Source organism: Bartonella sp. AU16XJBT (assembly GCF_028618665.1).
Lineage (GTDB): Bacteria > Pseudomonadota > Alphaproteobacteria > Rhizobiales > Rhizobiaceae > Bartonella.
Genome location: NZ_JAQITF010000004.1, coordinates 122720 through 149025 on the forward strand (window position 1 = coordinate 122720; position 26306 = coordinate 149025).

A 26306-nucleotide genomic window follows, 5' to 3' on the forward strand; every position below is an offset into this window, starting at 1 on the left:
CAAGGTTATATGTTAAAGGGAACTGTTTGAAATCTATATTTGATTAAGTGGGCTGAATATGAATTCCAATTACCGCTCTCTCCTCATTTGGGGGGTTATTGCTTTGATTTTGATTGTGTCGTTTTCTTTCTTTAATGGAGATAGCCAACGTTCTGGTGGTGGAGAAGTCTCCTATTCTGAATTTTTGCAAAAAGTTGAGAATAACGAGCTGAAATCGGTGACTATTCAAGGTCAAAAGTTAACAGGACAAACTGTCGAACATAGAACTATTTCAACTTTTGCGCCACGTGATCCCGGTTTGATACAAAAATTGGAAAGTAAAAACGTCAATGTTAAAGCTATTCCTGAAAGCTCTGGAAATAGTATCTTCCTCAATCTCCTTTTTTCTTTGTTGCCTGTTATTATTATTGTTGGGGCGTGGGTCTTTTTTATGCGACAAATGCAAAATGGATCACGCGGCGCAATGGGATTTGGGAAATCAAAAGCAAGGTTGCTTAATGAAGCACAAGGACGTGTTACCTTTAAGGATGTTGCTGGCGTTGAAGAAGCCAAACAAGATCTCCAAGAAATTGTTGAATTTTTACGCGAACCGCAAAAATTTCAACGCTTAGGCGGGCGTATTCCTCGCGGTGTCTTGCTTGTTGGTCCCCCAGGAACCGGTAAAACTTTGTTAGCGCGCTCTGTAGCGGGTGAAGCCAATGTGCCATTCTTTACCATCTCAGGGTCTGATTTTGTTGAAATGTTTGTTGGTGTTGGGGCTAGCCGTGTGCGTGATATGTTCGAACAGGCTAAAAAAAATGCGCCTTGTATTATCTTTATTGATGAAATCGATGCGGTTGGACGCCATCGGGGGGCTGGACTGGGGGGTGGAAACGATGAACGCGAGCAGACCTTAAATCAGTTGCTGGTCGAAATGGATGGGTTTGAGCCCAATGAAAGTATTATCCTTATTGCTGCAACAAACCGCCCTGATGTGCTTGACCCTGCTTTATTGAGACCAGGACGTTTTGATCGACAAGTTGTTGTGCCAAATCCTGATGTTTCTGGGCGTGAACAAATCTTGAAAGTGCATGTGCGCAATGTACCTTTAGCACCGAATGTTGATTTGAAAGTTTTGGCAAGGGGAACACCAGGATTTTCCGGTGCAGATTTGATGAATCTTGTCAATGAAGCTGCTCTTATGGCTGCGAGCCGTAATAAAAGAGTCGTGACGATGCAAGAATTCGAAGATGCAAAGGATAAGGTGATGATGGGGGCTGAACGCCGTTCAACCGCCATGACACAAGAGGAAAAAGAACTCACAGCCTATCACGAAGCAGGACATGCTATCGTGGCTCTCAATGTTCCTGCTGCTGATCCTGTTCACAAAGCAACAATCGTTCCAAGGGGAAGGGCATTGGGAATGGTGATGCAATTGCCTGAAGGTGATCGCTATTCCATGAGTTATCGGTGGATGATTTCTCGTTTGGCTATCATGATGGGCGGACGTGTGGCTGAAGAATTGAAGTTTGGAAAAGAAAATATCACATCGGGGGCTTCTTCTGATATTGAGCAAGCAACTAAATTAGCACGGGCTATGATCACACGGTGGGGATTTTCTGATCTGCTTGGAAATGTTGCTTATGGCGATAACCAAGATGAGGTTTTTTTAGGGCATTCTGTTGCACGAACACAAAATGTCTCTGAAGAAACAGCACGCATGATTGATATGGAAGTGCGTAAGCTTATTGATGATGCCTATAAAAATGCGACTAATATTTTAAAAACAAAAAGAAAAGAGTGGTTTGCTTTAGCGCAGGGCTTGTTGGAATATGAAACTTTAACGGGTGCTGAAATTAACGAGGTCATTGCAGGAAAACCTCCTTCACGCACACAGAAAGATGAGGGGGCGGCACCACGGACTTCCTCTGTTCCAAAAACTGGAACAGTGAAGGCAGAGGACTCTGTGGTCGATGAAAAAGACGCCAAAACAGCACCTAAAACAGTTGCCCATAAAGCAGAGAACGTTAAAAGTGAGGCAAGAAAAGCAGAGGGCGCTGTTGGGAAGAAAACAGCAAATTCCAGTAATACTCAATCCAAGGATATGGAGCCTAAAAAAGCGCAAAGCGCAAAAGGTTCCACAAAGTCAGTTAATCATTCTCAAAGTAAAAGCAGTGCTGAAAAAAAGTCAAAACCTGTGGGATCTGATAAAGGAAAATAAAAACTTTAACGTTTGAGTGATTATGTTTTGGGAAAAATTTTAAATTCTTTGAGAAAGGCGCGAGCATTGCTTGCGCCTTTGATGTAATGTTTTCCAAAATATGGAAGAAAAAATTAAGCAAAGCCGTTGTATTATGATGGTTTAGCAGGGGATAAGCTGGTTTGTTGCTTTGCGAGTTGGGTAAGGGTGTGAGGTTTGGCGATGGGGTGCTGTGTGGATTTGGGCTCAGGGTGTGAGGTTTGGTGATAGGGTGTGAGATTATTCTTTGATTGTGTTCAAGGGATGTGTAAAGCTTTTTTAGAAGAGGATATTGCTTTATAGGTGAGGTGTAGAAACCTCATTGGTTGAGCGTGGTTTAGATGTGTAGAGGGTGAAGAGGGTTTTTAATGATCTAAAAAGATGAGGATCGAGTTAGTCTTATTTATAAGGTGAAGGGTATAGGGTGAGGAAGCCTATTGTACCAAGGGGGCTGTTAGAGCTTTAAAAAAAGCCCAAGGGAAGACGTATAAAGGAAAGAGGCATGGTGCAAAAATATTTTGGTACAGATGGAATTCGGGGGAAAGCTAATTCATTTCCTATGACACCGGATTTTGCCATGAAGGTGGGGATGGCTGTAGGGTTTTTATTCCGTTCACAACATCAATCGCGTCGTGTGGTGATTGGCAAGGATACGCGATTATCTGGTTATATGTTGGAAAATGCTTTGGTGTCAGGATTGACTGCTGCGGGGATGGACGTTTTTTTATTAGGACCAATACCAACACCTGCTGTTGCAATGCTTTGCCGCTCTTTGCGCGCCGATCTTGGGGTGATGATTTCTGCTTCTCATAATCCTTTCTATGATAATGGAATTAAACTTTTTGGTCCTGATGGTTTTAAACTTTCAGATGAGATGGAAGCAAAAATTGAACAATTGATCGATACAGATCTTTCAAAATCTTTAGCAAGTTCTGCTGAAATTGGTTCCGCAAAACGGGTCGAGGGGGATATTTATCGTTATATTGAATACGCCAAACGAACATTGCCCCGTGATGTTCGCTTAGATGCTGTGCGTATTGTTGTAGATTGTGCCAATGGGGCTGCCTATAAAGCGGCACCCCGTGCTTTATGGGAATTAGGGGCTGAGGTTTTTGCTATTCATGATGAACCCAATGGGACCAATATTAATCAAAAATGTGGCTCAACTGATTTAAGCTCTTTAAAACGCAAAGTGCATGAAGTGCGTGCGGATGTAGGGATTGCTCTTGATGGAGATGGTGATCGTGTTCTCATTGTTGATGAAAAAGCACAAATGGTTGATGGGGATCAGTTGATTGCTGTGATTGCTGAAAATTGGCATAAAATGGGACGGTTACGGTGCAATGGAGTTGTCACAACGATTATGTCCAATCTGGGACTGGAGCGGTTTTTGAACGGAAAAGGGTTAGACCTTATTAGGACAAAAGTTGGGGATCGTTATGTGGTCGATGCCATGCGCCAAAAGGGATATAATGTTGGAGGTGAAGCTTCGGGGCATATTGTGCTCAGTGATTTTGGGACAACAGGTGATGGGTTGGTGGCAGCTTTGCAAATTTTAGCTTGTATGAAGGAGAGTCAAACCCCTATGAGCCAATTATGTAAACGGTTTGAACCTGTACCGCAAATTTTAAAAAATGTAACGATTAAAAATAAAAATGTCTTGAAAAAAAATCCCGTCAAAACGGCCATTAATCAAGCAGAGAAGCGGTTGGGAAAAGAGGCACGGCTGATAATCCGTGCTTCTGGAACTGAGCCGGTTATCCGCCTTATGGCTGAAGGTGATGCACGAGAAGTATTGAATACGGTCGTGACAGAGTTGATGGATATTATTACCCATCATGATACACGCGTGGGTGCTTGAACTTTAAGGAATCTTGAGTTTTTTGCGAGGATTTATGGTATCATTGGCCTAAGATTTGGAGCAGAGGGTGTAATCTATTTTTGCAAGCGTGTTGGTTGGTCGTGTAATGGTGGAAGGGGAGGCGCGAGAAGGTTTGCAAGATATTTAAGCTATCTTTGAGGGGGGCGGCCCTTGAGGGAAATCTGGCAAATTTGCTGATTGAGGAGAGGGACAAAAAGCAGATTTTATTCGTGGGGTGGTGTTGGTGAAAAACAGAAGTGGATGGTTTGTTTTTCTGGAACCAAGCCTTCTCTCTGGATGATGGCTGTCGGTGGCGCGCGAGAAATTTTGGATGTGCCGTGCAGGAGGTTCGGCCAAGTTATTACCTATCATGTATGCTTGTGGGTGTTTGTGCTTTGAGGATTTGTGCTTTGAGGAAATGTGAAGGCATTGGGATTGCCTTAGCCCTTTTTATGACAATATGTTGAAAAATTAAGATAAAAATCGTTTTGAATGGTGGGCTGAAAAAGTAATAAATCGTTATAAGTTCGTGCAAAAAGCAATAAAAGAAGCACAATGCCTCTATCGATAGTGTAATCTTTAAGCGGCAGTGCGGTATCTTATTGGAGAAGAATCAAGCACTATTCTATCTTGTGAATTCATGAGAAAGAGCGCTTAGTGGGTTTCAAAAGCATTTTGATCGTTCGTTTAAAAACGTGTTAAATATCGCTTCCATTTTTCAAAAGTGCTATATCTCACAGGTGGTCTTACATGTTCTTTGGGCATCATTTCAAGGTATACGTTTCTCGCAATAGCGCACATTGTTGCTGTGTTTTGAAAACGAGAGAGTTCATTTTCTACGATCATTTGCTCTGTACGAATGGTTTGTTCTTTTCTACTAATGCCATTTGGAGAGTCTAAAAATTTTTCTGCGTATGCAAACATTGGATCATTAAAGTTGGTGTCAAATTTTGCTTTGAAGAAAATATGTTCTATATAATCCCAATGTTTCCTATATTTCATTCCGTTAGCTTTAAAAGCTTCCAGTCTTATTGTTAAGTCATTAAATGTAAGTGTCGGCATACTTTTATCACCTTGCCATAAATCGGCAAAGCGTCCACAAAAAACAAGCAATATGTGATAATGTTTTAAAATATTAATTCTGGAGGATTGTTTGGTAATGTTATTAAATACCTCCAAAATGGGCTCTTATCATGGGGTATGTCTACAGTATCTCCCATCTGCGTTTTTAAATATTCTATCGATTCTTTTGCTTTTGCTAATTTCTGGTGGTATTCTAAGCTTTTATAATTTTTATGCACATATTCTTCGTAAAGTTTATCGTATTGTTCTAAATTCTCTACACTCGTATATTTTGATAATACTGATATTGAAAAGAAAGCTATAAATATGATGGCGAGCGTTATGGATAAAGATTTCATCGCTTGAACCTTGATGATGATAAATTAAAGCTTTTTAACTGATTCACGCCGAATGTATCAATATGTGTTATTCTGGGGTGGTAATGTGTCGTAAATTGCCCCTCATAACACTGTTTTTTGCCTGTCGTGTATGGGTATCGCAAGAGGGGGGGAGTATCGTTTAAAATCTCTAGCATTTGCGGAGGGTTATTCTCTGGGGAGAGTGCTTTGTGACATCCGAAAATACAAAGCAGGCTCTACAATCAATAAAAAAGCGAATTCTACCAAAAGCGTGTAAAAGCTATTCCTAATATCCGTATTTTAAAGGAGGCTCTGCCCGATGGAGCAGACAGTAAATAGGGAGGGGGTTGGATTGCTTACTTAGAGGCGGTAATGGATTGTTCTGCTTTTTATTGAATGTTGCTGCAAAAGGGGGGGATTTTGGCAAAAGAGATCTCGACAAGGGAGATCTTGATACAGGATTGCCTTTGCAAGGACAAGGGAGAATGAGGGAGTGATGAAGATGATAGGGCGTGTGGCAATCGTCCCTTTACTTCATGACAATGAGGCAAATCAAGATTGTTCCAAAGGATGGGGGAAAAGACTTGGAAAACAAAAGGGTGTTTTCTCTCTCGAAGGAAAGAAAACACCCGGGGGGATTAGAATGGCAGTGTTACATATTTTCATCTGAAAGGTGGTCTTTTTTATCTTTTTTCCACAGAAAATAAGTTGCTAGTCCCAGAATGGGGACACCCAATTTGGCAAAAGGGAGATGTTGACTGAGAGCAGCTAGGCTGGAAATTGTCGCCTCTGTCACCAGTTTGTGGCGTTGTTCTTCGGTCTTTTTTTGTTGGTCATAGCGTTGATAAGCCTTGAGAATCCGGTTGATCATAAATGCTAATCCTGCAAGAAAAAGCCAAATTAAAAACATGATACTGGCGGCGGCAAGAGGCTTCATAACAGTCCATAACGCAAGAAAACCAATGATACATAAAAAAAGTAAAGCCATGAATAATGAAATGCCAATCAATCCACAGCAAATTGCTTGAAGGCGCACTTGCTTAACCGTGCTTTTAAGCCCTCCACCGACAAGATGGTTTAAAAGAGGAGCGATAAATTTATGCATTGCTTAACGACGCAGTAATTGAGAAAGAATAAAACCAACACCTGCGGCAAACAAAACGCTTTTGCCAGGATTTTTGCGAACGCATTGGTTCATGGTTTGTTCCAAATCACTGATTTTGTCTTTTGCTTGAGACATGATGTCTTCACTGCTTTCTTTCGCTGAGTGATACAGTTTTTCCGCTTTGTCTTTGGCTGCATTGAATTTTTTTGCACCAAGATCTGTCAGTGTTGAGGTCATCCCTGAAATTTCATGGCGTAACGTTTCTAGTTGTCCCTGGAGCTCGTTTTGTAGGTCTTTTTCTGCGGCGGTTTTATTTTTTTGTGGTGTTTTATTATTGGCCATGATGTTTTTTCCCTCTCTTATCTATTTTATATTTGTGTTGGTGTGTTCATCGTAATCATTTGCATTGGAGTGAAAATTTTTACTGCTTGGGTAACGCTCAAAGTTTTTTTTGGTTCCCTTCATTTTGTCGAATTTAAAATTGTTTTTGATAAAATAAATCTCGCCTATAATTCGCCCTATAAGATGGGCTCTTTCCCATAAAGGATCTTCTCTGTTGAAATTGTCTTATGCTTTTGAAAGGAATTCAGCATCATTCTCCAGCTTTTTGTGGTGTAAGTTTTTTTATAAAAGTTTTGTTAAAGTGGTACATTGAGACTTGTTTTTTAAGGACTTGGTAATAGGTAAAAAAACGGTTTTAGCGATTTTGCAGGAGAAATTTTGCAAGAGAAGTTATGCCGTCTTTAGGCTTTTGAAGCAGAGAAGAGAAAATAATGTTGCTTGCTCTTTTTTTTATATATTTGAAGTCTTAAAGCCTATCTCCATTATCCTTTTTTTTACCTGTTAAAATATTGCGATCGTCCTTTTTAAAAGCCTTATGGCACCTTTTTAATTGTAAAAAGGGGATTTCAGAGAATTGATTTTTTTTAAGAGGTGAATATCTTTTTCTTCAAGTATTCCATCTTTGCTGTTTATTCCGTACAAATTATCCCATGACGGGAAATATTTTGTTGGGTTTATTCAAGAGCGGCTGAAATGAGAAAAGCTTGCAATATGAGGGGCTCATTCAACAGAAATGAGATAAATTATTATTATAAGTCAATGTGTTGTAAGTAGAAAGATGATGCGTTATTTTTATAAATTGAAATATTATTATGGGATATTTCTGACATATTTATCATTTTGCCAAATTTACAGCGTAAATTGAGTGAGTAAGATAAATTTGTTGAAGAGTTTCTTTAGAATAAGAGAGAATTTAAGGAAGAAAACTATACTTGATTTATCAAGTTTTCTTTTTTAAGAGGAATGCGAAAGTGACGTTGAAGGGAAATGGCATTGTGGAACAGTAATGCTATGCGGGATGACGATCCAGTGTATAAAGAAGATTAAGACCACAAGAGTGCGAGACAAAAATGGAATCTGAAACAGTCCCTTTAGAGAATAGTTCTGCTGTATTGGCAGTGCATGATTTTTCTCCTTTTTCTATGTTTATGGCTGCTGATTGGGTGGTGAAAGCTGTTATTATTCTTTTGTTGCTTGCTTCTCTTATGTCTTGGACAATTGCTTTTGTGAAAATTGTTGAGATCACTTTGGCAAAACGACGCGTGCGCCAGGAACTCCAATTGGTTCTTAATGCTCAGACTCTTACGCGTTTAGCTGCCAGCTTGAAAGAAAGCAAAGGGGCGGGGGTATTTTTTCTCAAAGAGGTTCTTAAAGAGGTCTATCTTTCTACACAACAGGTTAATTTTGTTGCTCCTGAAGGGATAAGCGAAAGCTCTGTTGAGAGAGCCAATACAAGGAAAAATGTACAAACGCTTGAAGATATTCTCTTTTATGAGGAAAATGATCAATATAAAGATGCTTCTCGCGATGTTTATGTTCGCGATGTTCATGAAGGTTTAAAAGAAAGGGTTCATTCGCTTTTGTCGCGCTGCTTGCTGGCTGCGACACGCCGTATTGCGTGTGGGAACGCTGTTCTTGCAACCATTGGTGCTATTGCGCCCTTTGTGGGGCTTTTTGCAACGGTGTGGGGAATTATGAATTCTTTTATTGGAATTGCTCAATCGCAAACAACGCGGCTTGATGTGGTGGCTCCTGGAATTGCTGAGGCCTTATTTGCAACGGCGATTGGACTTTTTGTGGCTATTCCTGCTGTTGTTATGTATAACAGCCTTATGCGTGCTTTGAATGGTTATCGCAGTGATTTAGGGGATATCGCTGCTGCTCTTGAAAGGCTCTTGAGCCGTGAACTTGATCGACAAAAACAACAGAAAAGTCATAAAAAATGAAAGCAAGCTTTAATGATGATTGGGAAACAGAGGATAGTGGGTTGCACAGTGAAATCAATGTGACGCCCTTTATTGATGTTGTGTTGGTGTTGTTGATTGTTTTTATGGTTGCCGCACCATTGGCAACATCTGTCATTCCTGTTCAACTTCCTTCTATAACGCAAACGCCTTCAGTGGTTCAACCTGATGAGCCCCTTTATGTCACTTTGCAAAAAGATCATTCTCTTTACATTGATGATCATCTTATAGAACAAGCAGCCTTGAGAGAAACTTTGTTAAGAGAAACCAAGCAAAATTTAGAAACAAAAATTTTAATCAAAGCAGATAGTGAAATGGATTATGGCATTGTCATCGATTTATTAAATCAAATACGCATGGCTGGATATCGTAAAATTGGTCTTGTTGGATTGCAAAATTCTCCCAATCTTGCTGCAAGAGGTGGGGGCAATCATAAAACAGCTGATGCGACAAATGGACCTGTTGTGGCAGACGGTGCCCTTGAGGGAGCGGGCACTAACGTGGTGGGCCATGTGAAGGCGGTCACAATGAGCGATGCCGTCAATGCGCATAGTTCTGGAACAGCTTCCGCCCCGTGATAAAAAGCGCCTTTTAAACAAGGAAATTTTGAAGAAAATAGAGCACTTTCATCAAAGTTACAGAGTGAAATTGATGATGGAACTCTCATCGATTAATTAAATCACGCATGCGCTGGAGAGCGTAAAATTAAGTCTTATCGGATGACAAAATTCTCTCAATATTATCATAGTGCCGCAAGAAATGCGGTATCAACCGTTGTCATTGTTCTTTGTGTCTTAATGCGTCTAAAAGCTTTTGCAACGGTGTTCATGGATGATGTTCTCATAAAATAAGAATAAAAAAATCTATTGAGCACTATCATTTTGGTGCTTCATAAGAAAGAAAGTGGATATCATGATACTCCTCCAATGTTGTGACGGTTATTGGTGAGGTTTATTATAGGGCATTTTTCCAGTTTTTATCTACACGGGCAAGCAGCGCTTAATGGACTTGTAACAAATAAGAAATTTGGAGGGTGATGGATGAAAAAACAGATTGGTCATGAAAAAGTCTTATGGCATTTGGATTGCTCATTTTACAAGACAATGAATTCTTCTTAATCCAATCAAGATGATGTGTTGTCTCAATTATCATCGTCAATCATCGCAGGGGGCATGTGAGGGGAGTGCTAAATGAGAAGCGTGGAAGGATGCGTGCTTGAGAAGTTTAAAAGCCCTAAGTGATCAAGGAAAGACGTGTTAAGGGCACTACGTGTAAAGGTTTTTTTCTCTAAGGGCTTGTATATTTATCAAGATCAGTAAAACCAGCCATCGCAAGAAAGTTTTCTTGTCTCAAATGCTACGATGCTGAATGGATAAAGGAACGGGGTGTGAAGCTTGAGAAGAAATAGGAGAAAAAAGGATGCCGCTCTAAGGGTCCGGTTTAACCAAGGCGTCTTGGGCATAAAACGGCATACACCTTCGGCGTTTTAAAAGCCCAAGAGACGCAAAAATCAAGGGATCGGGACGTGAAAGAGTCGTGAGCCCGTATTGCTTTAAAAACAGATTTTTCAGAGCTGTTTAGTTGTGTCCTGTTGAACCAAAACCGCCTGTTCCACGGCTTTCGTTATGGTTTTGAGTATTTTGCTCTGGTTCAATGGCGCAAACATTGACTTGGGTTACGGGGGCGATGACTGTTTGGGCAATGCGCATGCCCCGTTGAATGGAAAAGTCTTCCTGACCCAAATTGATGAGAAGGACTTTGATTTCGCCACGGTAATCACTATCAATGGTTCCAGGGGTATTGAGGCATGTGATGCCATGCTTTAAAGCTAAGCCAGAGCGTGGACGTATTTGTGCTTCAAGCCCCAGTGATAAATGAAAAATGAGACCCGTTGGAATAAGAGCACGCTGCCCTGGCGCAAGAACAAGCGTTTCTTCTTCTCCAATGGCTGCACGCAGATCAAGACCGGCAGAACCCGCTGTTGCGTAGTGAGGAAGTTCTAGACCTTGTCCGTGTTCAAGACGTTGAACGAATAAAGTCACCGGGTGTGAAGATTGAGAAGAAACACCATTTTCTTGGTTGTTTAGAGGAGCGTTGGTTTCAGTGTTCGGCATGATCAAGGTATGTCCAAAATATGAGGTCTCGAAAAAAATAACACTTTAACAAAAGATAGCCATAAAACAAGTCAATAAAGGTTTTTTGATATAGGTTGTCCCCAGGGCGTGGTTATCATCTTTTGTTGATCCACAAAATTCCAAATCAGCACCAATGAAATTTTCCGGAATAGCCTTCCCAATGATGGCTTATGGCTATGAAGGAACACGTGCATTTGCGATCTCAATGATTTGTTACAGAGAAGATTTCTTAGATACTAAAGGTCAAAATATCAAAGCACCATAAGAGCCCTTTTAATAAGGGCATTTCCAATGATAATTTGATGTTTTGCTAAGAGGGACCCCTCTTGGAGATCGAAATTATATGAGAGATTGAAATTGTGGGGACACGTTTTTTTTAAATATTTCCGATAAGAATCCCTGTGGCAAAAACCAAAGCTCCCCCAATGATGACCTGTAAAGAGGCGCGCCAAAAAGGCGTTGACATGTATTTGTTCTGGATCCAGACGATGGCGCTTAGTTCGAAAAAAACAATGATAAAGGCAATCACTGTGGCGAGGTAAAAAGAGTGAATCAAATAGGGAAGCGTATGACCTAACCCCCCTAATGTTGTCATAATGCCGCTGGCAAGACCTCTTTTTAAGGGTGAACCACGCCCTGATAATTTCCCGTCATCATGGGCTGCTTCTGTAAAACCCATTGAAAGCCCCGCACCAATGGAAGCTGAGAGCCCTATCAAAAAGGTTTGATGCGTTTCTCCTGTGGCAAAAGCTGCAGCAAAAATGGGGGCGAGGGTGGAGACAGAGCCGTCCATTAATCCCGCAAGACCAGGTTGAATCCATGTCAAAAGGGTTTGTTTTTCCGCTTTCGAGGGCTTTTTTATGGTGTGATTTGCTGCTGTCTTTTTCGGGGAAGCTTGTCTCCCCTTGCTTTTTATAAAAGAAGTTTGCTCACATAATCCACCCGATCCACCCGCTGTGTGGGCGCGATTGTGGCAAGAAAGACACAAAAGTTGCTTATAATTTTCAAGCTCTTGAAGCCCCATGGCGGTAAAAACCGCGGCTTCCTTAGAGGAATAAGGCTCTAGAGCTTTTGCATATTTTAAATAGAGCGCGACATGTTGCTCTTTTGCTTTGAGCGCTTGAAGCATCATTTTTTGTGCTGAACGAAAGGACAGAGCTTTACGCTGTACAAATGAAAAAAACGATTTCAACATTCTCTGTTCCTTTGCACTTTAGAATAATTCTAAAACATGAAGAAAAATAAACTGAAAGTCAACCTAAAAGTTAGAAACTGAAAAAGTGCAAAAAGGTTGCGCTGGAAAAAAAAGAGCGCTGGGGCTTATGCAAGTAAAGTTGGCAAATCTGGCAAATACAAGGAAGTACAAGAGAATTTATCAAATGGGGTGATTTATAAAGTGGGGTTTGAGAGGGGCTGTGTGAAAACCTTGAGAGAAAATATGCTTTATTTTGCTCAATTTTGCTAAAAGAGAGTTTTCAATGGCGCATTCTCATGTGTACTTGATGCTTGAAGAATATAGGGAAAGAAAGAGATCAGCGTCATCATTTATTTGATGCGTTCAAAAGGCTATAACAACTTTTGCACTTTGAGATCATTTTTTTTAAGAGACTTTTTTCAAGTAACAAAAGCTTATTTTGCGAGAGTGCTCGTGAAGCGTATAGGTGAAGAATATAGAAGGGGAGAGTGGTAAAGCCCCCATGAAATAATATAAACATTATTGAGTCTTCTCACTTTCAAGCTTCATAAAAGAGCAAGCCGGCACTCTCATACCCCTTTGCTCCTAATGTTACGACAGCTTTTAGCATGATTCATTATAGCATTTTATTTGGATAGTTTTACGCATTGCATCCTGCTTAGGTGTAAGTCCGTACGCTTATGATATTTACGCACATTCAGCACTGTTATAGCTTTTGCATTTAGGTGGATCTGTCAGTGTTAACAAATTATCTTTTGGGCTGTGATTGCAGGGGGTAGATTTAAGGGAGTACATAAATGAGAGAGATATGATCATATCCAATTGTTTGATTACGCACGAAAATTGATGCTTTATAAAGGGCAATTTATCGCCTTGTAACTTGCCTTATATCTTGCATGAAAGCCCTAAATTCAGTAGGGTTCTCTTACTTCAAAACTTCTTATCTTGAATCAATTCAAATTATTTGCTTGTAGATCACAAGGAGGTGTATGGCTGCTGTGTTTTTATACAGTATGGGATGAGTTGCAACGTGAAAGAGCCCAATTGTACATTAACAAACGTTTTTGATGTTTTAAAAAAGAATTAAGTTGTGCAGAAAAAATGGAGCATATATGGACATTGATGAAGGTTTGGACTTATGGCGGCTGCCTGAAAAACTAACAATACCGCACGCAGCATTTTTAATAGCTGGATTAAATCCAGGAAGATGTCGTTTTGTCAACAAAATAGAACCAGAAAAGAGTGATATTTACGAAGGTAAGCTTCTTTTATCATTAGAAAGTACTGCTAATTTCCGAGCAGCTTATCATGCCATTGTTTCAGCAGGAAAAGACGATCGATTAGAGATAGAATGGTCTTACTATAATTTTTTGGATTTTATAGATGCAGATTTCTCATATGTTCTCGTTGAAGATTTAAAAGAATGGCTTTCATCGCGTGGTCTGCGCCCTGCGTTTTTTTCCTGAGGATGATTCTCGTGACGCTAAGGATAAAAAATATGCGTTTCAAGATCCAATGCATCCACACTATGTTCCAAAGCTTGCTGCAGCTGTTGCAGCTTGGGAAGCGGTGAGCGAGGCTGCACCAAGTAAAACTGTTAAACAAACACTTGCAGAATGGTTGCGACAGAATGCTGATCAATATGATTTACGCAATAAGAAAACTGGTGAGTTAAAAGAGGATGTTATTGAGCAGGTTTCAAGTGTTGCGAATTGGCAAACTAAAGGAGGGGCTCCTAAGACACCTGCCAATTGATTTTATCAAAAAAAAACAAAAAGATTACTAAAATTGTGCTGCTTTTTTTGATAATCTTGAAGATAATCTCCTTTTCTGGGGAAAGTTTTTACCTTTCTCCCCTAGATTATAAGTAATTGTTTTTACATAAGAAAATATTTATAATGTTTCAATGATTGTTTAGAGGAAGAAAAATAGACATTTTGGGGCAGCAAAATTTACCCTATAGTTTTCATAACTTATCCCTCTATTTTTGTTTGATTTTTTTTGGCATCGTTCAATCCAGAATCATCACTATGGAATTGAATATGATCAAAATATTTTCTTTTTTTATGGGGCGTGGAAGTGCAAAAAATTCTCAAGTAAATGCACCGAATACACCGATATTGGAGCAGCCTGATGCCAATGAGGTGGTGCGTAAATCGTTTAGAATAGGTGTATTGTCGTTTTGGTTAAAGTTTGAACTTACCTTTTTTATGGAAAAGGTCAAAGCTGAACGCCATGCGCGCTCTCCATAAAGAAACCTTGTCATCTATGAGCAGAAAAGGATTTCTCTTGAAAGATTTGCACAAAAGCAAAACCCTCTCTATGGCACAATATGAAAAGGATAGCTCATGATTTATCATGTGGGAAATGCGAAAAGAAAAATAAGGGCATGGCGTGGTCTCGATGGAATGCTACGCTGCTGATATGCAGATGATCAACATTCTCGTTTATCTCTTGTCTATTATCTCTTTTCAATGGAAGTGATGAACGGCCTATGCTTTAGGGTGTGATGGGGATCAATGTTGGGGAATGACAAGTGTTGGCGATAGGGCAAGAGAATATATCTCGCGCTAAAGGGGTGTGTTTCTTGGAAATAAAGTCGAGCATTAAAATTGCTCTTTTTGCAAAGAAAAGTTTTTTTATCCTTTATGGGGTGTAAAAAAGAGGTATTGATATGGGGTGCAAAAAAGAGGCGGTGAGAGCATCAGAAATTTGGCAGTAAAGACAATCAATCCAATCTTTGGCATAGTTTTTTTGTTGATGTGAAGCTTATCGTCTATGAGCCTATATATATACGGGAGCTTTTCTTGCTTGTGAAGAAGCAAGCCGGCACCATGACACACTTTGCCAGCCACCAATGTTGCGACGGATCTTGTATTTAAGAGCGTTCATAAGGGCCATTTTTACTCCTTTCTTATATAAATTTGATCCACACATTCATCCCACTTGTTCTGTGCAAATGAGTGGTTTTGATTGATTCAAGATAAACAGGTTTGAAATAAGAGAATCTTACGTTATTCGAGACTCTCACTCAACATACAAAACAGTAAATTATCATTATAAATCAAAGCATTTATGCTTTTATGAGAAATGTTCCCATTTATCGAGAATCTTTCTGCTTGTCATGGTTGTATTCTCAAAAGGTGAAGTTTTTTGTGAAAAGAGGGTTTGAGAGGCAAAAAGATAAGACAAGGTTGAAAATTTATTTGCGCGACTGAAAGCTATGAGAGATGAGGCAGTGCATTGAAGTTTAAGGTAGTAACTATGATGTTCTTTGTGCAAGGAGAAAAACGGGTGGTGCGCTGATTTCTACTTGGTTATCTACTTGGGTTAGAGAAAGATGTAAAACTCTCCTTCTTTCTCTCTGTAAAATGATATGACGAAAGTTCACAAATGGTAAGCAGATGTTTGCTGGAGAAGGCGGGGAGGGTGAGGGCTATTATCAATAGGCTTCTTTTGTGTGTTGTGAGTGATTTATCATTTTTTTTAAAAGCACTGACCTCGGATTAGATTTTAGTGATCTCTTGCTTTTTCGAAGGAAATAGGCAACCCTGTAAGGAGAATAGATCCGGCTGTTTATTATGAACTCGTTTTCTAAAGGGAGAATTAAGGGAAAATTATAAGCCTTCCTATCGGGTAAGCTTCTTCATTTCAGTTTGTCACCGTTCTTTTTTTTTGCGTTGATTAGGATGATGATATTGTTGGATATCTTAAGTAAAAGGGAGCACTTAAATGACGAAAGGAGTGGTTTCCCACTCCTCCGTTCCTATCTCCCCTTGCGAGGGAAGCGGCCACCATTGCTGATGCCGTATGTGCTTATTTATATACGCTTATTCTTTAAAAAAGTCAATGGGGTAAACAATGATGTAAACGAGGTAAATGTTTAAGCATAAGCGCAACAACTTTATGAAATTCTTCCTCCGATAACCTTGGAACACTCCGTGAACAACTAAGACGGCTTACTGAAACTGTTGTCACATAATTGCAGATAATCCATGCTTTTTTACGTTCTATCGGAGATTGTAAGGCATAAGCTGCAGGATTGTTTGGTTGCGATTTTGTCGAAAATGGCAAAACCGTAACATTCCCGTAGAGTTTTGCATTCTTAGAGAGTACTAAAACAGGACGTTTTTTCCAGAATTCGGGTAAGATCGAATCATGAGGAAAATCGCACCAAAAAACTTGTCGAATGCGAGGGGCTGATTTGAGCCGAGGTTTTATATGCGGGGGTTTTGTGTAAGGAGCATTTAAATCCCTGAATTTCTCATGTTCTCGCCAGGCAGCATGATCATGTTCCATTACAGTAGGGGGGGCTTCAAGGTGACAGATATCTAAAGGAGTAAGCGAGGGAGGTGCTGTGTTTTTATCCTCAGGCATGGTTGACCATTCAATTTTTATGGGTCCCCTCACGCATTATTTGATCGCTTTTCTAACGCCTGTTTCTATCAAAATGTTTCTTATAAGTACAGAGAAGCAAAACAATAAAATACAGATATCCGTTGTTTTTGTTGTTTCTCCTCCCTTTAGAGAGAAAAACATGGATAACAACCTTAAATCAGCAAAGACATGAAAAAGAAAAGAGAGGAATATTTTACAACAAAAGGTTGTTTTATCCGTTAAAAATGAGCAGAAGTTTGAGGAGAGATGATGTGTGTGGGGTGCGTGGGGGGCTCTAGGGGTTATATGGGTGTCTTTTGCTTGTCGAGCCCCATGTGCGGCTGTGTGGTGTTTTTTTAAGAGCAAGTATGCTCTTGTGTGCGGGGGGCGGTTGGTTTGTCTTGTGGTCTGGAGATGATGTGTGTGGGATGCATGGGGGCTCTAGGGGTTATAGGTGTCATTTTGGCTTGTTGGAGCCCCTATGTGCGGCTGTGTGGTGCTTTTTTTAAGAGCAAGTATGCTCTTGTGCGCGTGGGGGGCGGGTGATTGTTATGTCTTGTGGCCTGAAAGAATGCCTTTTGAAGTAATATAGAGGCTCATAAGGGTGAAAAATAGGCTTGCAACAACATTCCAACCGGCAAATGAGAGAAAAAGAAAACGTGTGGGTGCTTCAGAACAAGAAGGAGGGTGAATGTTGTTTAATTGGTTAAGCAGTTGGTTAATATTGGTGGTTTTTCGCACGGCGTTTACACCACAGCTGAGAGGAGCTTCCCAAAAGCCATATTCAACACCGGCATGATAAATGGCGAGAACAAGGCTGATGCTCATTAAGACAAAAACACATAAAAATAAAAGTTGTATCCAAGAAGACATGCGAAAAAACCACGCTCCAAAACCTGCTAAGAGCAGAAATGGGACGGCACCGTAATAGGGAAAACGCTCGATAAGACATAAATCGCAAGGAAGATACCCGCCAAGATGTTCAAAACCAAGGGCAAGACCTATTGTGGCGGATAAGCAAAAAGCCAGAAAAAAAGCCCATAAACTTTGTTCTTTTCTACTGGGTTCAAGATGAAGGTGCTTCTTTAAAAATGAATGGGAAGACAAAACACATGCCATTGGGTCTGTTCCTTATAAAAGCTGCTTGTTTAAAAAAACGATGAAAATTCCATAAATCAAAACAAGACTCACAAAACCGAAGAGGATAATCCATTTGAAATGTCGTTTTAGAAAATTCATTGCTTTTTGTCCAAAATGTTTAATCAGCCACGCGAGAAGATAAAAACGTGCACCTCGGGAAAAAATACAAATGAGAATGAAAAGTTCAAGACGTACACTCATCACACCGGCCAAAATTGTGACAATTTTGATGGGGGGAAGATGAAAAAAACCTGATGTTATCAATAAAATAATCAGAAATTGCAGGGTGGCACTGTTTTTCAGAGTTTCAAAACTTTCAACTCTCCCGTAAAATTCTAAAATGGGTTTGGCAAGGGTGTCATAGGCAAAATGTCCGATAAACCAACCGACAATGCCTCCCAAAACAGAACAGATCGTCGCAATCAAAGCATAGCGATAAACCTGCTTTTGACGGATAAGCAGCAGCGGGATATATAAAACATCTACGGGTATTGGAAAAACAGAACTTTCAATAAAGGCAATGAAACCAAGCCAGTGTGGTGCTGTACGCCGATTTGCTAAAGAAATCGTCCAAAGCTTTAATTTGTTTAATATCATGAGATTTTTATAAATTTAAGAGGTAAAAACTTTACAAATGAAATTGTTATAAATTCGATAAAGAAAATATTCCATAAAACAGAGAAGAAAATGAGAGAAATTCTTAAAAAATGAGAAGACTGGTGTTGACGAATCTGTTCTTCTTCATATAGTGCAAAGAGATAATCGACAAGTCTGTCTTTTATAATACAAGTGCGGGTGTGGTGGAACTGGTAGACGCGCCAGACTCAAAATCTGGTTCCGAAAGGAGTGTCGGTTCGAGTCCGACCACCCGCACCACTTTATAAATATCCCCCTTTAGCTTATTGTGTCGCATCACATGAATTTATAAAATCATAGGATTTATAAACCTCTGGGATTTGTAAAATATTGGGATTTATAAAATCTTGGCATTTAAATCAGTGATGTGTAAAGAGCCTTCACTGTTTTGCTTATTGAATAAACGTCCTCGAATACTGGAGGATTCTTTCACTTCAAGTCTGTTTATCGTTAATCAATCAAAACCATGTCTTCTTGCACATTGCAAGCAGGATGCGCTTGTGTGGCATAAAGTTGTCCAAGAAAAGCGTGCCTTTTCATGCATCTTATTAAATGTGATGGGGTATCATTGGAGGGGACAAAGTGCATGATGGTTTAAGCTTGCTCTTTGATGAAGTGTAAAGAGGGTGCTCTATAGATTTTATATTCTTCATGGCTGCTGTTGCGAAATGGGTTTGCGGGTTTAATGTTTCTTGAAAATAAGCCCGTGCATGAGCAAGTGTTGAGGGGGGCGTGGTTTGGAGCGCTCTCCTATACTGTGAGGGGTGTGATCCAAGACAGATGAGAAACAAACGCGCCAGATTCTGTGTAATCTCCACTCTTTAAAAGAGCGTGCTTATTAAAAGAGTGTTCTTGGCTTTTGCTCGCCGAAGCAGAAGGATAGGAGCGGGCTTGGAAATGGGGTTTCAAAAATGGTTTTTGGGTTTTTACAACTTCATATTTTCCCCAAGTGAGATTGCCTTTTCGTTTTAGAAATGACACAAACAGAGATTAGCAATAGCCTTGCTCTATTTTGGCATAGAACAGTTTTGTAAAACGTCATCATTTAAGGCGTTTAGGGCATGTCGTTACAGAATAAGCAAACGTAAAGCCAATTCCTGTTATGGTTGTTGTTTAGCAAATCGTTTTGTAAAAAGATGGACTATCTCTCCAATTCATAGTGGATTTATTAGCGGTTTTATGATTTTGTTTGCCTAAAAAAGCTTGTGTCTGCTGCTTTTAAATCAACATCCAACCACTCATGCGCAGCATGTTTTAAGACACACATTGTGACGGATAAGAGCTCTATGAGCTGTTGCTTCTTTTATATGCCAAATGGAAGCGTGTTCCATATCGCTGTTTGAGTTATTTCTGAAACAGATAAACAGCCTCGTTTTGAAACGTTCAAGAGTGTTTTTTCAGTGTGTATTGAATATTCAGCTCACGGCTTGCCATAGTTTTAAGTTTACGTGAATCCCATGAAATGGGACGTCAAGTAAGGAGAATATAAAGCCGTAAAGGCGCAAACTGTTTTTCATCTTTATCATCATCTTTTCATTCGGCTTTACGGCTTCCAAAAGCATCTTAATTAATATCTTTGAAAGAATGGAGAGTACGCATTGCCGCACGCTTTTGTTTCTCACCTGTCTTTTTTTGGGTACGCTTGCTCATGCAAGACAGAATACTATTGAATGGCTCATTCACGGGCTTTTTTTAAGAAATATTTTTAAAGGCACATTACAGCCATTTTGCGAAGGTGCTCGTGAAAGGTATACAGTAAAGCGTCTCCATGAAATAATATAAAATCTATTGTGCTTCCCCCCATTTTTGCGCTTATAAAGAAGCAAGCTGTCACCATCAATCTACTTGGGGCTATCCTAAAATGTCGCAGACCAACCTTTGGCTCTTGAGGACGGTTCAAAAGGGGCATGCCTTTCTTGTACAATTTTACGTTACGCGAGATCATCCTGCTTGTGACGTGCGAGAGACACGGGATTGTTGGGTTCAACAGATACAGATTTGAAATGAGAGAATCCGCGGGTATTTTAGGTTTCTCATTCAAAATAATTAATTATCATTATAAATCAATGTGTAATAATTTACAGCGATAAAGATCGGCAATATCCATTGCGTCTCTCTGGCGTAGAATAGTTGTAAAATGTCGTTATTTAAAGTGTGATGAGGTGAGAGAAGGCAGCTTTTTGAAACGTTCAAGAGTGTTTTTTTCAGTGTGTATTGAATATTCAGCTCACGGCTTGCCATAGTTTTAAGTTTATGTGAATCCCCATGAAATGGGACGTCAAGAGGAAACGCTTTTAAAAGTTGCATTTCTTGATAAACTGCCATGGGGTTTTAGGGGGGGGTAAATGGGATTTAAAATCTTTGTGCTTTGAGATGTGGCGAGAAAATTAATTCTCATTAGCCTATGATCTTGTTTAAGCAAAAAAGAGGTGAATTGACATTGAAAAAAAACAGATTGTTTGTCGATTTAGAAGCATTCCTTTTTAGGCGTGAAGAAGAGGTTGAAAAATGAACACATACAAGCTCCTCTTTTATGCTGTTGTCCCGTTATCATCATCAGCTGTACTTGATGCGCAATATCCATATTTGTTTTAAAGAAATATCAGTGCTCTCACTGATTTCATGAGGGCACTAATGGTCCAATGGTGTGCGGGTCAAATGTTTATCGTTCAAATGCGTCCTATAAAAGGATTAGAGGATAGAAACTTGTTGAGACGCTAGATTGTTTCGCGATCCTTTGGTGACAATTTAGCGCTGGTTTTTAAGAACTTCGTCTTTTTAAGGGGGAAGCGAGGCATTAAAAAACCCTGTTTTTAGCAGGGTTTTTTAAACGTTTCATTTTTTCTACAAGACATTAGAATTTATAAGCGATGCCAAGGCGAAAATTATGCGTTTGGTTGCTTATTTTAAGTTCATCATTTGCAAATTTCTGTTTAAAAAAATCTGTATAACGATATTCTGTACGCATGATAATGTCATCTGTCATGGCAAGATCAAAGCCACCACCAACAGTGTAACCAATCATTGTTTTTGTTTTATCGAATACATCGCCAGAAGCAAAGACGACTGTCGAATCCTCTTGCGATTTTGCTAAAAGTGATAGGATATATTGCATCTTTGTGTAGGCGACACCCCCTGCAATATAAGGCATAAGACGATGGGAAGCAAAACCAATACGCGCGCGGGCAGCACCAGCCCACTTTTCTTTCAATGTTACACTGCTCACAACAATATCATTATAGTCGGGGATCGTTTCATCCTGAGCGGCTGGTTTTATAATAGGAATCCCAGCTTCGTGAAAGGAAGCATTAATAGAGTCTAATTCATCGAGAATTTTCTTTCCTCTGTTCGTTTGGGTGTCTTTTCTCCCAGACCAGATCATATCCGTATCAAAACTGACAACAAGGTTATTTCCTAGATCAATATTAGAACCTACATAAAAACCGGCAACAAATCCTGTTGGTTTTGGTGATAAATCTCTATCGACCCAAGCCCATTTTCCGTCTCGCGCTTCTGGTGCGTAATTTAAAGTGCTTTTACTGAAAAGATGTCCAATTTGTCCGCCAAAATAAAAACCAGACCAAGAAAAAGGTGCTGAAACAATAACCGGTGAGATTCTTGGTGATAAATCACTTGGCGCTGAAACATTCGGTTGTGATTGTTTAACGATTACCGTATCGGCTGCTTGCGCTGTTGAAGCGGTCATGAAAGTGAAAAGAGATAGTGCAATTAAACATTTTGTATTCATAAAACGTCCCCAATTTATTTCAATTACATAATGTATTATGCATGAATTGGTTAAAAAAATCTATATTTAATATCATTATGGAAAAATAAAATACTCTAAAATCCATAAATTTTCATCATTAGGCTTTTTAAAACAATGTTTAGTTTGTCTTTTCCCCTTGTAAGACTTAATTTTTAGGATTTTTTTGGATATATTTCTTTAGTGTTCTCTGTGTTTTAGAAAACATTATGGTGTAATAAATAATGTTTTAGCTTGTTTTAAAAAATATCATTTTGTAGATACGAAAATACTTTTTATTGTTTAACGATAAATGCATTATACATAATGATTATTATCTTTATGCTTAATATAAATGTACTTCGTATTAAAAAAGTGCATGGTGGCCCCTCATATTCTTTGTTCAATATTGTTGACTCCTCTTGTATGCCGATAGTCTTGGGGAATTGAGAAGAAGAGCAACTTTTTTCAATTGTTTTTTATTGATATGCCACGCTTTCTTGTGATGATGTAAGTGCATCGTTTGGATTGATTCAATGGAATATGAAAAATAAGAAAGGGGTATATGAAGAATAAAAAGGGTTGAAATGAAAAATAACAAGGTGCCATACGAAGAATAAAAAGGGGAAAGGGGGAGAGTATTTTTCCATGAGATTTTTTATTCATGTAAAATGATAAACTATTCTTCTCGTTTGCCTCAGTTGGAATGTGGATTGGAGCCTTTAGGCTGACTGTCATTGATCATTTTAAAGAGAGCAGTGGCTAAGGTATTTAGGCGTTTTGGGAAATGGATGAGAGTGCCATGATGGGCTTCAAATTTATTGTGCGCTATCCAAGCATAATCCCTGTGAGGGCGCGGATTGTTTTTAGGAAAGATAGAAAGCTTAAGGTCAAAACCTTTCGGGGGGCTTTTTACAAAACATTGATTTATAATGATAGTTTACCGCTATGCATATTAAATTAAAACTCCGAATATCGTAAGATTCTTTCATTCCAAATCCTCTCAGATTGAAACAATTAATGTCACTTGCTTGCATGTCACAAGCGGGGCTGGCGTGGGGGTAAAAACTATAGAAGAAAGGAGTAAAAATGGCTCTTATGAACCGTCTTCAAATGCCAAGAGCTGTCGCAACATTTTAGGGCTGGCAAATATAATGATGGTTCCGGCTTGCTTCTTCTTAAGCGTAAAGATGGGGGGAGAAACAATGGATTTTATATTATTTCCATGGGGGCTGTTATACCATTCGCGGGTGTCGTCGTGAAATGGGCTTTAGTGCGTTTTGAGAGATGTTTCTTTAAAACAAGCCCGTAAATGGGCAACTGGGTGGCGTTCTGTTTTGTATGAGGGGTTGTGACCTCATTAAAGAACGTAAGAAAAACAAACGCGTGAAGCAATGCGTAAGCTCCACTCTTTAAAAGATATTGCTTTAGATGCTTTTGAAAGCCGTAAAAAGGTGATGGCTTGGGGGATTGGTTTTTACTTTAAAACTGCATATTCTCCCTAAATTAGGCTGTCTGTCTGTTTTAGAGATTGCACAAACAGAGATACGCGATACCCTTTCCCTTATTTGGTATACAAAAGCTGGAACTGCTTGAACAGCATTGATGCGTCTTAATCTTTGTCTCAAATATGCGGCTGCTTTAGGGGTGGCGGTTGATTTACAAGAAACAGCAAAAGCACGCGCTCTCTTAGGGCAACAATGTTATAAAAATAAAGCTTACTAGCAATGAATTGGAGAGATATACCAGTTTTTTATAAAATATTTTGCAAAACACCAACCATAACACAACTGGCTTTACGCTTTTCTGTTCCAACAGTTGTTTGTCTATTGAGCACGCCCATCGTTATGCTTCATAAAAGAGTAAGCCGCTACCATCACACATTTAGGGCTGCTCTAAAATGTTGTGGACCACCCCTCGGGTTTTTAAGATAGTTCATTCGAGGCATTTTTTCTTGTCTTACGCAATTTTACGCGACACACTCATCTTTCTTGTGGTGTGCAAGCAAGTGATTTTGATTGATTCAACATAAATGGACTTTAAATGAGAGAATCGTACGGGAGGTCGTTCATTCAAGTTGGATAATGCTTGTAGTATCATTAATCAATGCATTATCTCCTTTGGACAAGAGCTGGAATGGGGATGAGAGCCTAAAATGAACACTGTGAGAAATCATAATCGGGGCGTGGGCGCCCCGATGTTTTTTATGCGTAAGGTTTAAGAAGTTTGCATCTTCTCTCAAGGCTTCTTTATTGGGGAGCGATCATCTTTTTGGGATCAACCAGCCGGTCATAATCTTCTCCAGAAACGCCTGCTTTGAGGGCTTCGGTGCGCAAAGTTGTATCGTTTTTATGCGCTGCCTTGGCAATTTCAGCGGCTTTTTCATAGCCAATTTCTGGAGCAAGAGCTGTGACTAACATCAGTGAGCGCTCCATGAGCGCGTGAATATGAACGCGATTGGCGCGTAATCCTTGAATGCAATGCATATCAAAAGAACGCATGCAATCACCAAGAAGGGTTATCGATTGTAAAACGTTATAGCCAATAAGAGGTTTATAGACGTTGAGTTCAAAATGTCCTTGGCTGGCAGCAAAGGTTACGCTGGTATGATTACCAAAAACTTGGGCTGCAACCATGGTCATCGCTTCACACTGGGTGGGGTTGACCTTGCCGGGCATAATAGAGGAGCCTGGTTCATTTTCAGGCAAGTTGAGTTCGCCTAAGCCGGAACGTGGACCAGAACCTAAAAACCGAATGTCATTGGCAATTTTAAAGAGATCAGCGGCGAGAGCATTCAAGCTTCCGTGGAAATGCGCAAGTGCGCCATGATGAGCAAGCGCCTCAAATTTATTATGCGCCGTCTTAAAGGATATTCCTGTGAGGGTGCTGATGGTTTGTGCAAAGGCAACGTCAAAACCTTTTGGGGCGTTGAGTCCTGTTCCCACAGCTGTTCCACCTTGAGCAAGCATTTGAACATCAGCAAGGGCTGTTTCAATACGATGAAGATTGGCTTCCAGGGCGACTCGATAACCTGAAAATTCTTGTGCAAGCGTTAAGGGGGTTGCATCTTGTGTATGGGTGCGTCCAATTTTGATAATGTCGGCAAATTCTTCTTCTTTTTTCTTGAAAGTGGTAATGAGTGCTTCAAGAATAGGAAAGAGATGTTGGCGTGTTTGCAGCGTGGTGGCAATGTGAAGTGCCGTGGGAAAGGAATCGTTGGAGGATTGACTCATATTGACATGGTCATTCGGATGAACGGGTTTTTTGCTTCCCAGTTTACCCCCTAAAAGCATGCTGGCATGGTTGGCAATCACTTCGTTGACATTCATATTGCTTTGTGTCCCGGAGCCTGTTTGCCAAACAGAAAGAGGAAAATGCGTATCGAAGGCACCAGAGAGAACTTCATCGGCAGCTGTGACAATTGCTTTTCCAATCTTTTGAGAAAGTTTGCCTTTGTCCATATTGACAAGGGCGGCGGCTTTTTTGATAAGGCTTAAAGCATAAATGATGGTAAGAGGCTGCTTTTCACTGCCAATATTAAAATTATGCAGAGAACGTTCAGTTTGTGCACCCCAATAACGATCTTCGCGTACCGAAATCGTTCCAAAGCTATCCGTTTCCTGACGTGTTTCAACCATGATAAGATCCTTTTTTGTTCACGGGTTCTTAAAAAAAGCTAGATAACGCGAAAGTGCAAGAAGAAGCAAGACGTGGAAGCTTCATTATATAGAGAAATTATTTTATGACTATCCTTGACATTGAGAAATGCCGATTTTATATCTTAAACAGCGTTAGCACTCACGACTTAAGAGTGCTAGCAAGAACTTTCTAAGATTAATGCAATTATGTTCAGTTTTAAGGATTTAAAACATGGCTAATATACAATTCCGCCCACTTCACGACCGTGTCGTTGTTCGTCGGGTTGAATCTGAAAATAAAACCGCTGGTGGGATTATCATTCCAGATACAGCTAAAGAAAAACCACAAGAAGGTGAAGTTATTGCCGTTGGCAATGGCGCTCTCGACGATAACGGAAAGCGCGTGCCGCTCGAAGTCAAAACAGGAGACCGTATTTTGTTTGGAAAATGGTCTGGAACTGAAGTCAAGATTAATGGGGAAGACCTCTTAATCATGAAAGAATCTGACATTATGGGAATTATGGGCTAA

The 26306-nt window shown here is 39.8% G+C and carries 21 protein-coding genes, 1 tRNA gene and 1 pseudogene; 12 read left to right on the forward strand and 11 right to left on the reverse strand.

Going from position 1 to position 26306, the window contains the following annotated elements; genetic code table 11:
- Window positions 1–58: 58 nt before the first annotated feature.
- Both ftsH and glmM read left to right on the forward strand, forming a co-directional pair.
- The gene (ftsH, locus tag PVV66_RS03705; RefSeq protein ID WP_273718897.1) at window positions 59–2200 is read left to right on the forward strand and encodes an ATP-dependent zinc metalloprotease FtsH; all 2142 of its coding nucleotides are present in this window, start codon (window positions 59–61) and stop codon (window positions 2198–2200) included.
- Between the two features lie 520 nt (window positions 2201–2720).
- Complete coding sequence (glmM, locus tag PVV66_RS03710; protein ID WP_273718898.1) at window positions 2721–4079, forward strand: phosphoglucosamine mutase; 1359 nt, start codon at window positions 2721–2723, stop codon at window positions 4077–4079.
- A gap of 687 nt (window positions 4080–4766) precedes the next feature.
- Here the strand turns inward: glmM and PVV66_RS03715 are convergent.
- Window positions 4767–5141, reverse strand: coding sequence for a hypothetical protein (locus tag PVV66_RS03715; protein WP_273718899.1), 375 nt, complete (start codon window positions 5139–5141; stop codon window positions 4767–4769).
- A 65-nt stretch (window positions 5142–5206) separates the two neighbouring features.
- The gene (locus PVV66_RS03720; RefSeq protein WP_273718900.1) at window positions 5207–5500 is read right to left on the reverse strand and encodes a hypothetical protein; all 294 of its coding nucleotides are present in this window, start codon (window positions 5498–5500) and stop codon (window positions 5207–5209) included.
- Window positions 5501–5993: 493 nt separating this feature from the next.
- Between PVV66_RS03720 and PVV66_RS03725 the strand changes: the two genes are divergently transcribed.
- On the forward strand, window positions 5994–6170 hold the full coding sequence (locus PVV66_RS03725; RefSeq protein WP_273760952.1) for a hypothetical protein: 177 nt from the start codon (window positions 5994–5996) through the stop codon (window positions 6168–6170).
- On the opposite strand, the gene PVV66_RS03730 is transcribed toward PVV66_RS03725, so the two are convergent.
- Entirely contained in the window at window positions 6153–6605 is a 453-nt protein-coding gene (locus tag PVV66_RS03730) for a phage holin family protein (protein WP_273718901.1), read from the reverse strand. The genes PVV66_RS03725 and PVV66_RS03730 overlap by 18 nt on opposite strands.
- 3 nt (window positions 6606–6608) lie before the next feature.
- Window positions 6609–6947 carry a YqjD family protein gene (locus PVV66_RS03735; RefSeq protein WP_273718902.1) on the reverse strand — a complete coding sequence of 113 codons (339 nt, stop codon included), beginning with the start codon at window positions 6945–6947 and terminating at the stop codon, window positions 6609–6611.
- A gap of 1070 nt (window positions 6948–8017) precedes the next feature.
- On the opposite strand from PVV66_RS03735, the gene PVV66_RS03740 reads away from it, so the two are divergent.
- The 3 genes from PVV66_RS03740 to PVV66_RS03750 all read left to right on the forward strand — a co-directional run bounded on the left by PVV66_RS03740 (window position 8018) and on the right by PVV66_RS03750 (window position 9762).
- Window positions 8018–8893 (forward strand): MotA/TolQ/ExbB proton channel family protein, encoded by an 876-nt coding sequence (locus PVV66_RS03740; protein WP_273718903.1) that lies wholly within the window; start codon window positions 8018–8020, stop codon window positions 8891–8893.
- A complete protein-coding gene (locus PVV66_RS03745) occupies window positions 8890–9489 on the forward strand; it encodes a biopolymer transporter ExbD (RefSeq protein ID WP_273718904.1) in 600 nt (199 codons plus the stop codon). Before PVV66_RS03740 ends, PVV66_RS03745 begins: the two co-directional genes overlap by 4 nt.
- Window positions 9490–9630: 141 nt before the next feature.
- Window positions 9631–9762: a hypothetical protein gene (locus tag PVV66_RS03750; protein WP_273718905.1), complete on the forward strand. Its 132-nt coding sequence runs from the start codon at window positions 9631–9633 to the stop codon at window positions 9760–9762.
- 726 nt (window positions 9763–10488) lie between these two features.
- Here the strand turns inward: PVV66_RS03750 and dut are convergent.
- Window positions 10489–11025 (reverse strand): dUTP diphosphatase, encoded by a 537-nt coding sequence (gene dut / locus PVV66_RS03755; RefSeq protein ID WP_273718906.1) that lies wholly within the window; start codon window positions 11023–11025, stop codon window positions 10489–10491.
- A gap of 397 nt (window positions 11026–11422) precedes the next feature.
- On the reverse strand, window positions 11423–12241 hold the full coding sequence (locus PVV66_RS03760) for a VIT1/CCC1 transporter family protein (RefSeq protein ID WP_273718907.1): 819 nt from the start codon (window positions 12239–12241) through the stop codon (window positions 11423–11425).
- Between the two features lie 1112 nt (window positions 12242–13353).
- Here PVV66_RS03760 and PVV66_RS03765 point away from each other — a divergent pair.
- From PVV66_RS03765 to PVV66_RS03775, 3 genes are all read left to right on the forward strand, one after another.
- Window positions 13354–13707 carry a hypothetical protein gene (locus PVV66_RS03765; protein WP_273718908.1) on the forward strand — a complete coding sequence of 118 codons (354 nt, stop codon included), beginning with the start codon at window positions 13354–13356 and terminating at the stop codon, window positions 13705–13707.
- Window positions 13679–13996: a hypothetical protein gene (locus PVV66_RS03770; protein WP_273718909.1), complete on the forward strand. Its 318-nt coding sequence runs from the start codon at window positions 13679–13681 to the stop codon at window positions 13994–13996. Before PVV66_RS03765 ends, PVV66_RS03770 begins: the two co-directional genes overlap by 29 nt.
- A gap of 287 nt (window positions 13997–14283) precedes the next feature.
- Complete coding sequence (locus PVV66_RS03775) at window positions 14284–14493, forward strand: hypothetical protein (RefSeq protein ID WP_273718910.1); 210 nt, start codon at window positions 14284–14286, stop codon at window positions 14491–14493.
- A gap of 1594 nt (window positions 14494–16087) precedes the next feature.
- Here the strand turns inward: PVV66_RS03775 and PVV66_RS03780 are convergent.
- The 3 genes from PVV66_RS03780 to PVV66_RS03790 form a co-directional block, all read right to left on the reverse strand.
- Window positions 16088–16618, reverse strand: a complete 531-nt coding sequence (locus PVV66_RS03780; RefSeq protein ID WP_273718911.1) for a type II toxin-antitoxin system PemK/MazF family toxin — start codon at window positions 16616–16618, stop codon at window positions 16088–16090.
- A 549-nt stretch (window positions 16619–17167) separates the two neighbouring features.
- The gene (locus tag PVV66_RS03785) at window positions 17168–17737 is read right to left on the reverse strand and encodes a disulfide bond formation protein B (protein WP_273718912.1); all 570 of its coding nucleotides are present in this window, start codon (window positions 17735–17737) and stop codon (window positions 17168–17170) included.
- A gap of 12 nt (window positions 17738–17749) precedes the next feature.
- Window positions 17750–18355 carry a YqaA family protein gene (locus PVV66_RS03790; protein ID WP_273718913.1) on the reverse strand — a complete coding sequence of 202 codons (606 nt, stop codon included), beginning with the start codon at window positions 18353–18355 and terminating at the stop codon, window positions 17750–17752.
- A 194-nt stretch (window positions 18356–18549) separates the two neighbouring features.
- On the opposite strand from PVV66_RS03790, the gene PVV66_RS03795 reads away from it, so the two are divergent.
- A tRNA-Leu gene (locus PVV66_RS03795) sits at window positions 18550–18634 on the forward strand.
- Window positions 18635–21248: 2614 nt separating this feature from the next.
- Here the strand turns inward: PVV66_RS03795 and PVV66_RS03805 are convergent.
- Window positions 21249–22142: an outer membrane protein gene (locus PVV66_RS03805; protein ID WP_273718914.1), complete on the reverse strand. Its 894-nt coding sequence runs from the start codon at window positions 22140–22142 to the stop codon at window positions 21249–21251.
- A 1086-nt stretch (window positions 22143–23228) separates the two neighbouring features.
- Here PVV66_RS03805 and PVV66_RS03810 point away from each other — a divergent pair.
- Window positions 23229–23998 (forward strand): annotated as a pseudogene (locus tag PVV66_RS03810) (Arm DNA-binding domain-containing protein); the annotation flags it as partial.
- 390 nt (window positions 23999–24388) lie between these two features.
- Here the strand turns inward: PVV66_RS03810 and fumC are convergent.
- Entirely contained in the window at window positions 24389–25777 is a 1389-nt protein-coding gene (gene fumC, locus PVV66_RS03815) for a class II fumarate hydratase (protein WP_273718915.1), read from the reverse strand.
- A gap of 232 nt (window positions 25778–26009) precedes the next feature.
- Between fumC and groES the strand changes: the two genes are divergently transcribed.
- The gene (gene groES, locus PVV66_RS03820) at window positions 26010–26306 is read left to right on the forward strand and encodes a co-chaperone GroES (protein ID WP_005774667.1); all 297 of its coding nucleotides are present in this window, start codon (window positions 26010–26012) and stop codon (window positions 26304–26306) included.

Bases quoted from the DNA above. Each gene is read 5' to 3' on its own strand.
- PVV66_RS03760 (WP_273718907.1), bottom strand. From the start codon at position 12,241: ATGTTGAAATCGTTTTTTTCATTTGTACAGCGTAAAGCTCTGTCCTTT.
- PVV66_RS03765 (WP_273718908.1), top strand. From the start codon at position 13,354: ATGGACATTGATGAAGGTTTGGACTTATGGCGGCTGCCTGAAAAACTA.
- PVV66_RS03745 (WP_273718904.1), top strand. From the start codon at position 8,890: ATGAAAGCAAGCTTTAATGATGATTGGGAAACAGAGGATAGTGGGTTG.
- fumC (WP_273718915.1), bottom strand. From the start codon at position 25,777: ATGGTTGAAACACGTCAGGAAACGGATAGCTTTGGAACGATTTCGGTA.
- PVV66_RS03780 (WP_273718911.1), bottom strand. From the start codon at position 16,618: ATGCCTGAGGATAAAAACACAGCACCTCCCTCGCTTACTCCTTTAGAT.
- glmM (WP_273718898.1), top strand. From the start codon at position 2,721: ATGGTGCAAAAATATTTTGGTACAGATGGAATTCGGGGGAAAGCTAAT.
- ftsH (WP_273718897.1), top strand. From the start codon at position 59: ATGAATTCCAATTACCGCTCTCTCCTCATTTGGGGGGTTATTGCTTTG.
- PVV66_RS03720 (WP_273718900.1), bottom strand. From the start codon at position 5,500: ATGAAATCTTTATCCATAACGCTCGCCATCATATTTATAGCTTTCTTT.
- PVV66_RS03740 (WP_273718903.1), top strand. From the start codon at position 8,018: ATGGAATCTGAAACAGTCCCTTTAGAGAATAGTTCTGCTGTATTGGCA.
- PVV66_RS03785 (WP_273718912.1), bottom strand. From the start codon at position 17,737: ATGGCATGTGTTTTGTCTTCCCATTCATTTTTAAAGAAGCACCTTCAT.
- PVV66_RS03735 (WP_273718902.1), bottom strand. From the start codon at position 6,947: ATGGCCAATAATAAAACACCACAAAAAAATAAAACCGCCGCAGAAAAA.
- PVV66_RS03790 (WP_273718913.1), bottom strand. From the start codon at position 18,355: ATGATATTAAACAAATTAAAGCTTTGGACGATTTCTTTAGCAAATCGG.
- groES (WP_005774667.1), top strand. From the start codon at position 26,010: ATGGCTAATATACAATTCCGCCCACTTCACGACCGTGTCGTTGTTCGT.
- PVV66_RS03805 (WP_273718914.1), bottom strand. From the start codon at position 22,142: ATGAATACAAAATGTTTAATTGCACTATCTCTTTTCACTTTCATGACC.
- PVV66_RS03730 (WP_273718901.1), bottom strand. From the start codon at position 6,605: ATGCATAAATTTATCGCTCCTCTTTTAAACCATCTTGTCGGTGGAGGG.
- PVV66_RS03750 (WP_273718905.1), top strand. From the start codon at position 9,631: ATGACAAAATTCTCTCAATATTATCATAGTGCCGCAAGAAATGCGGTA.
- dut (WP_273718906.1), bottom strand. From the start codon at position 11,025: ATGCCGAACACTGAAACCAACGCTCCTCTAAACAACCAAGAAAATGGT.
- PVV66_RS03775 (WP_273718910.1), top strand. From the start codon at position 14,284: ATGATCAAAATATTTTCTTTTTTTATGGGGCGTGGAAGTGCAAAAAAT.
- PVV66_RS03715 (WP_273718899.1), bottom strand. From the start codon at position 5,141: ATGCCGACACTTACATTTAATGACTTAACAATAAGACTGGAAGCTTTT.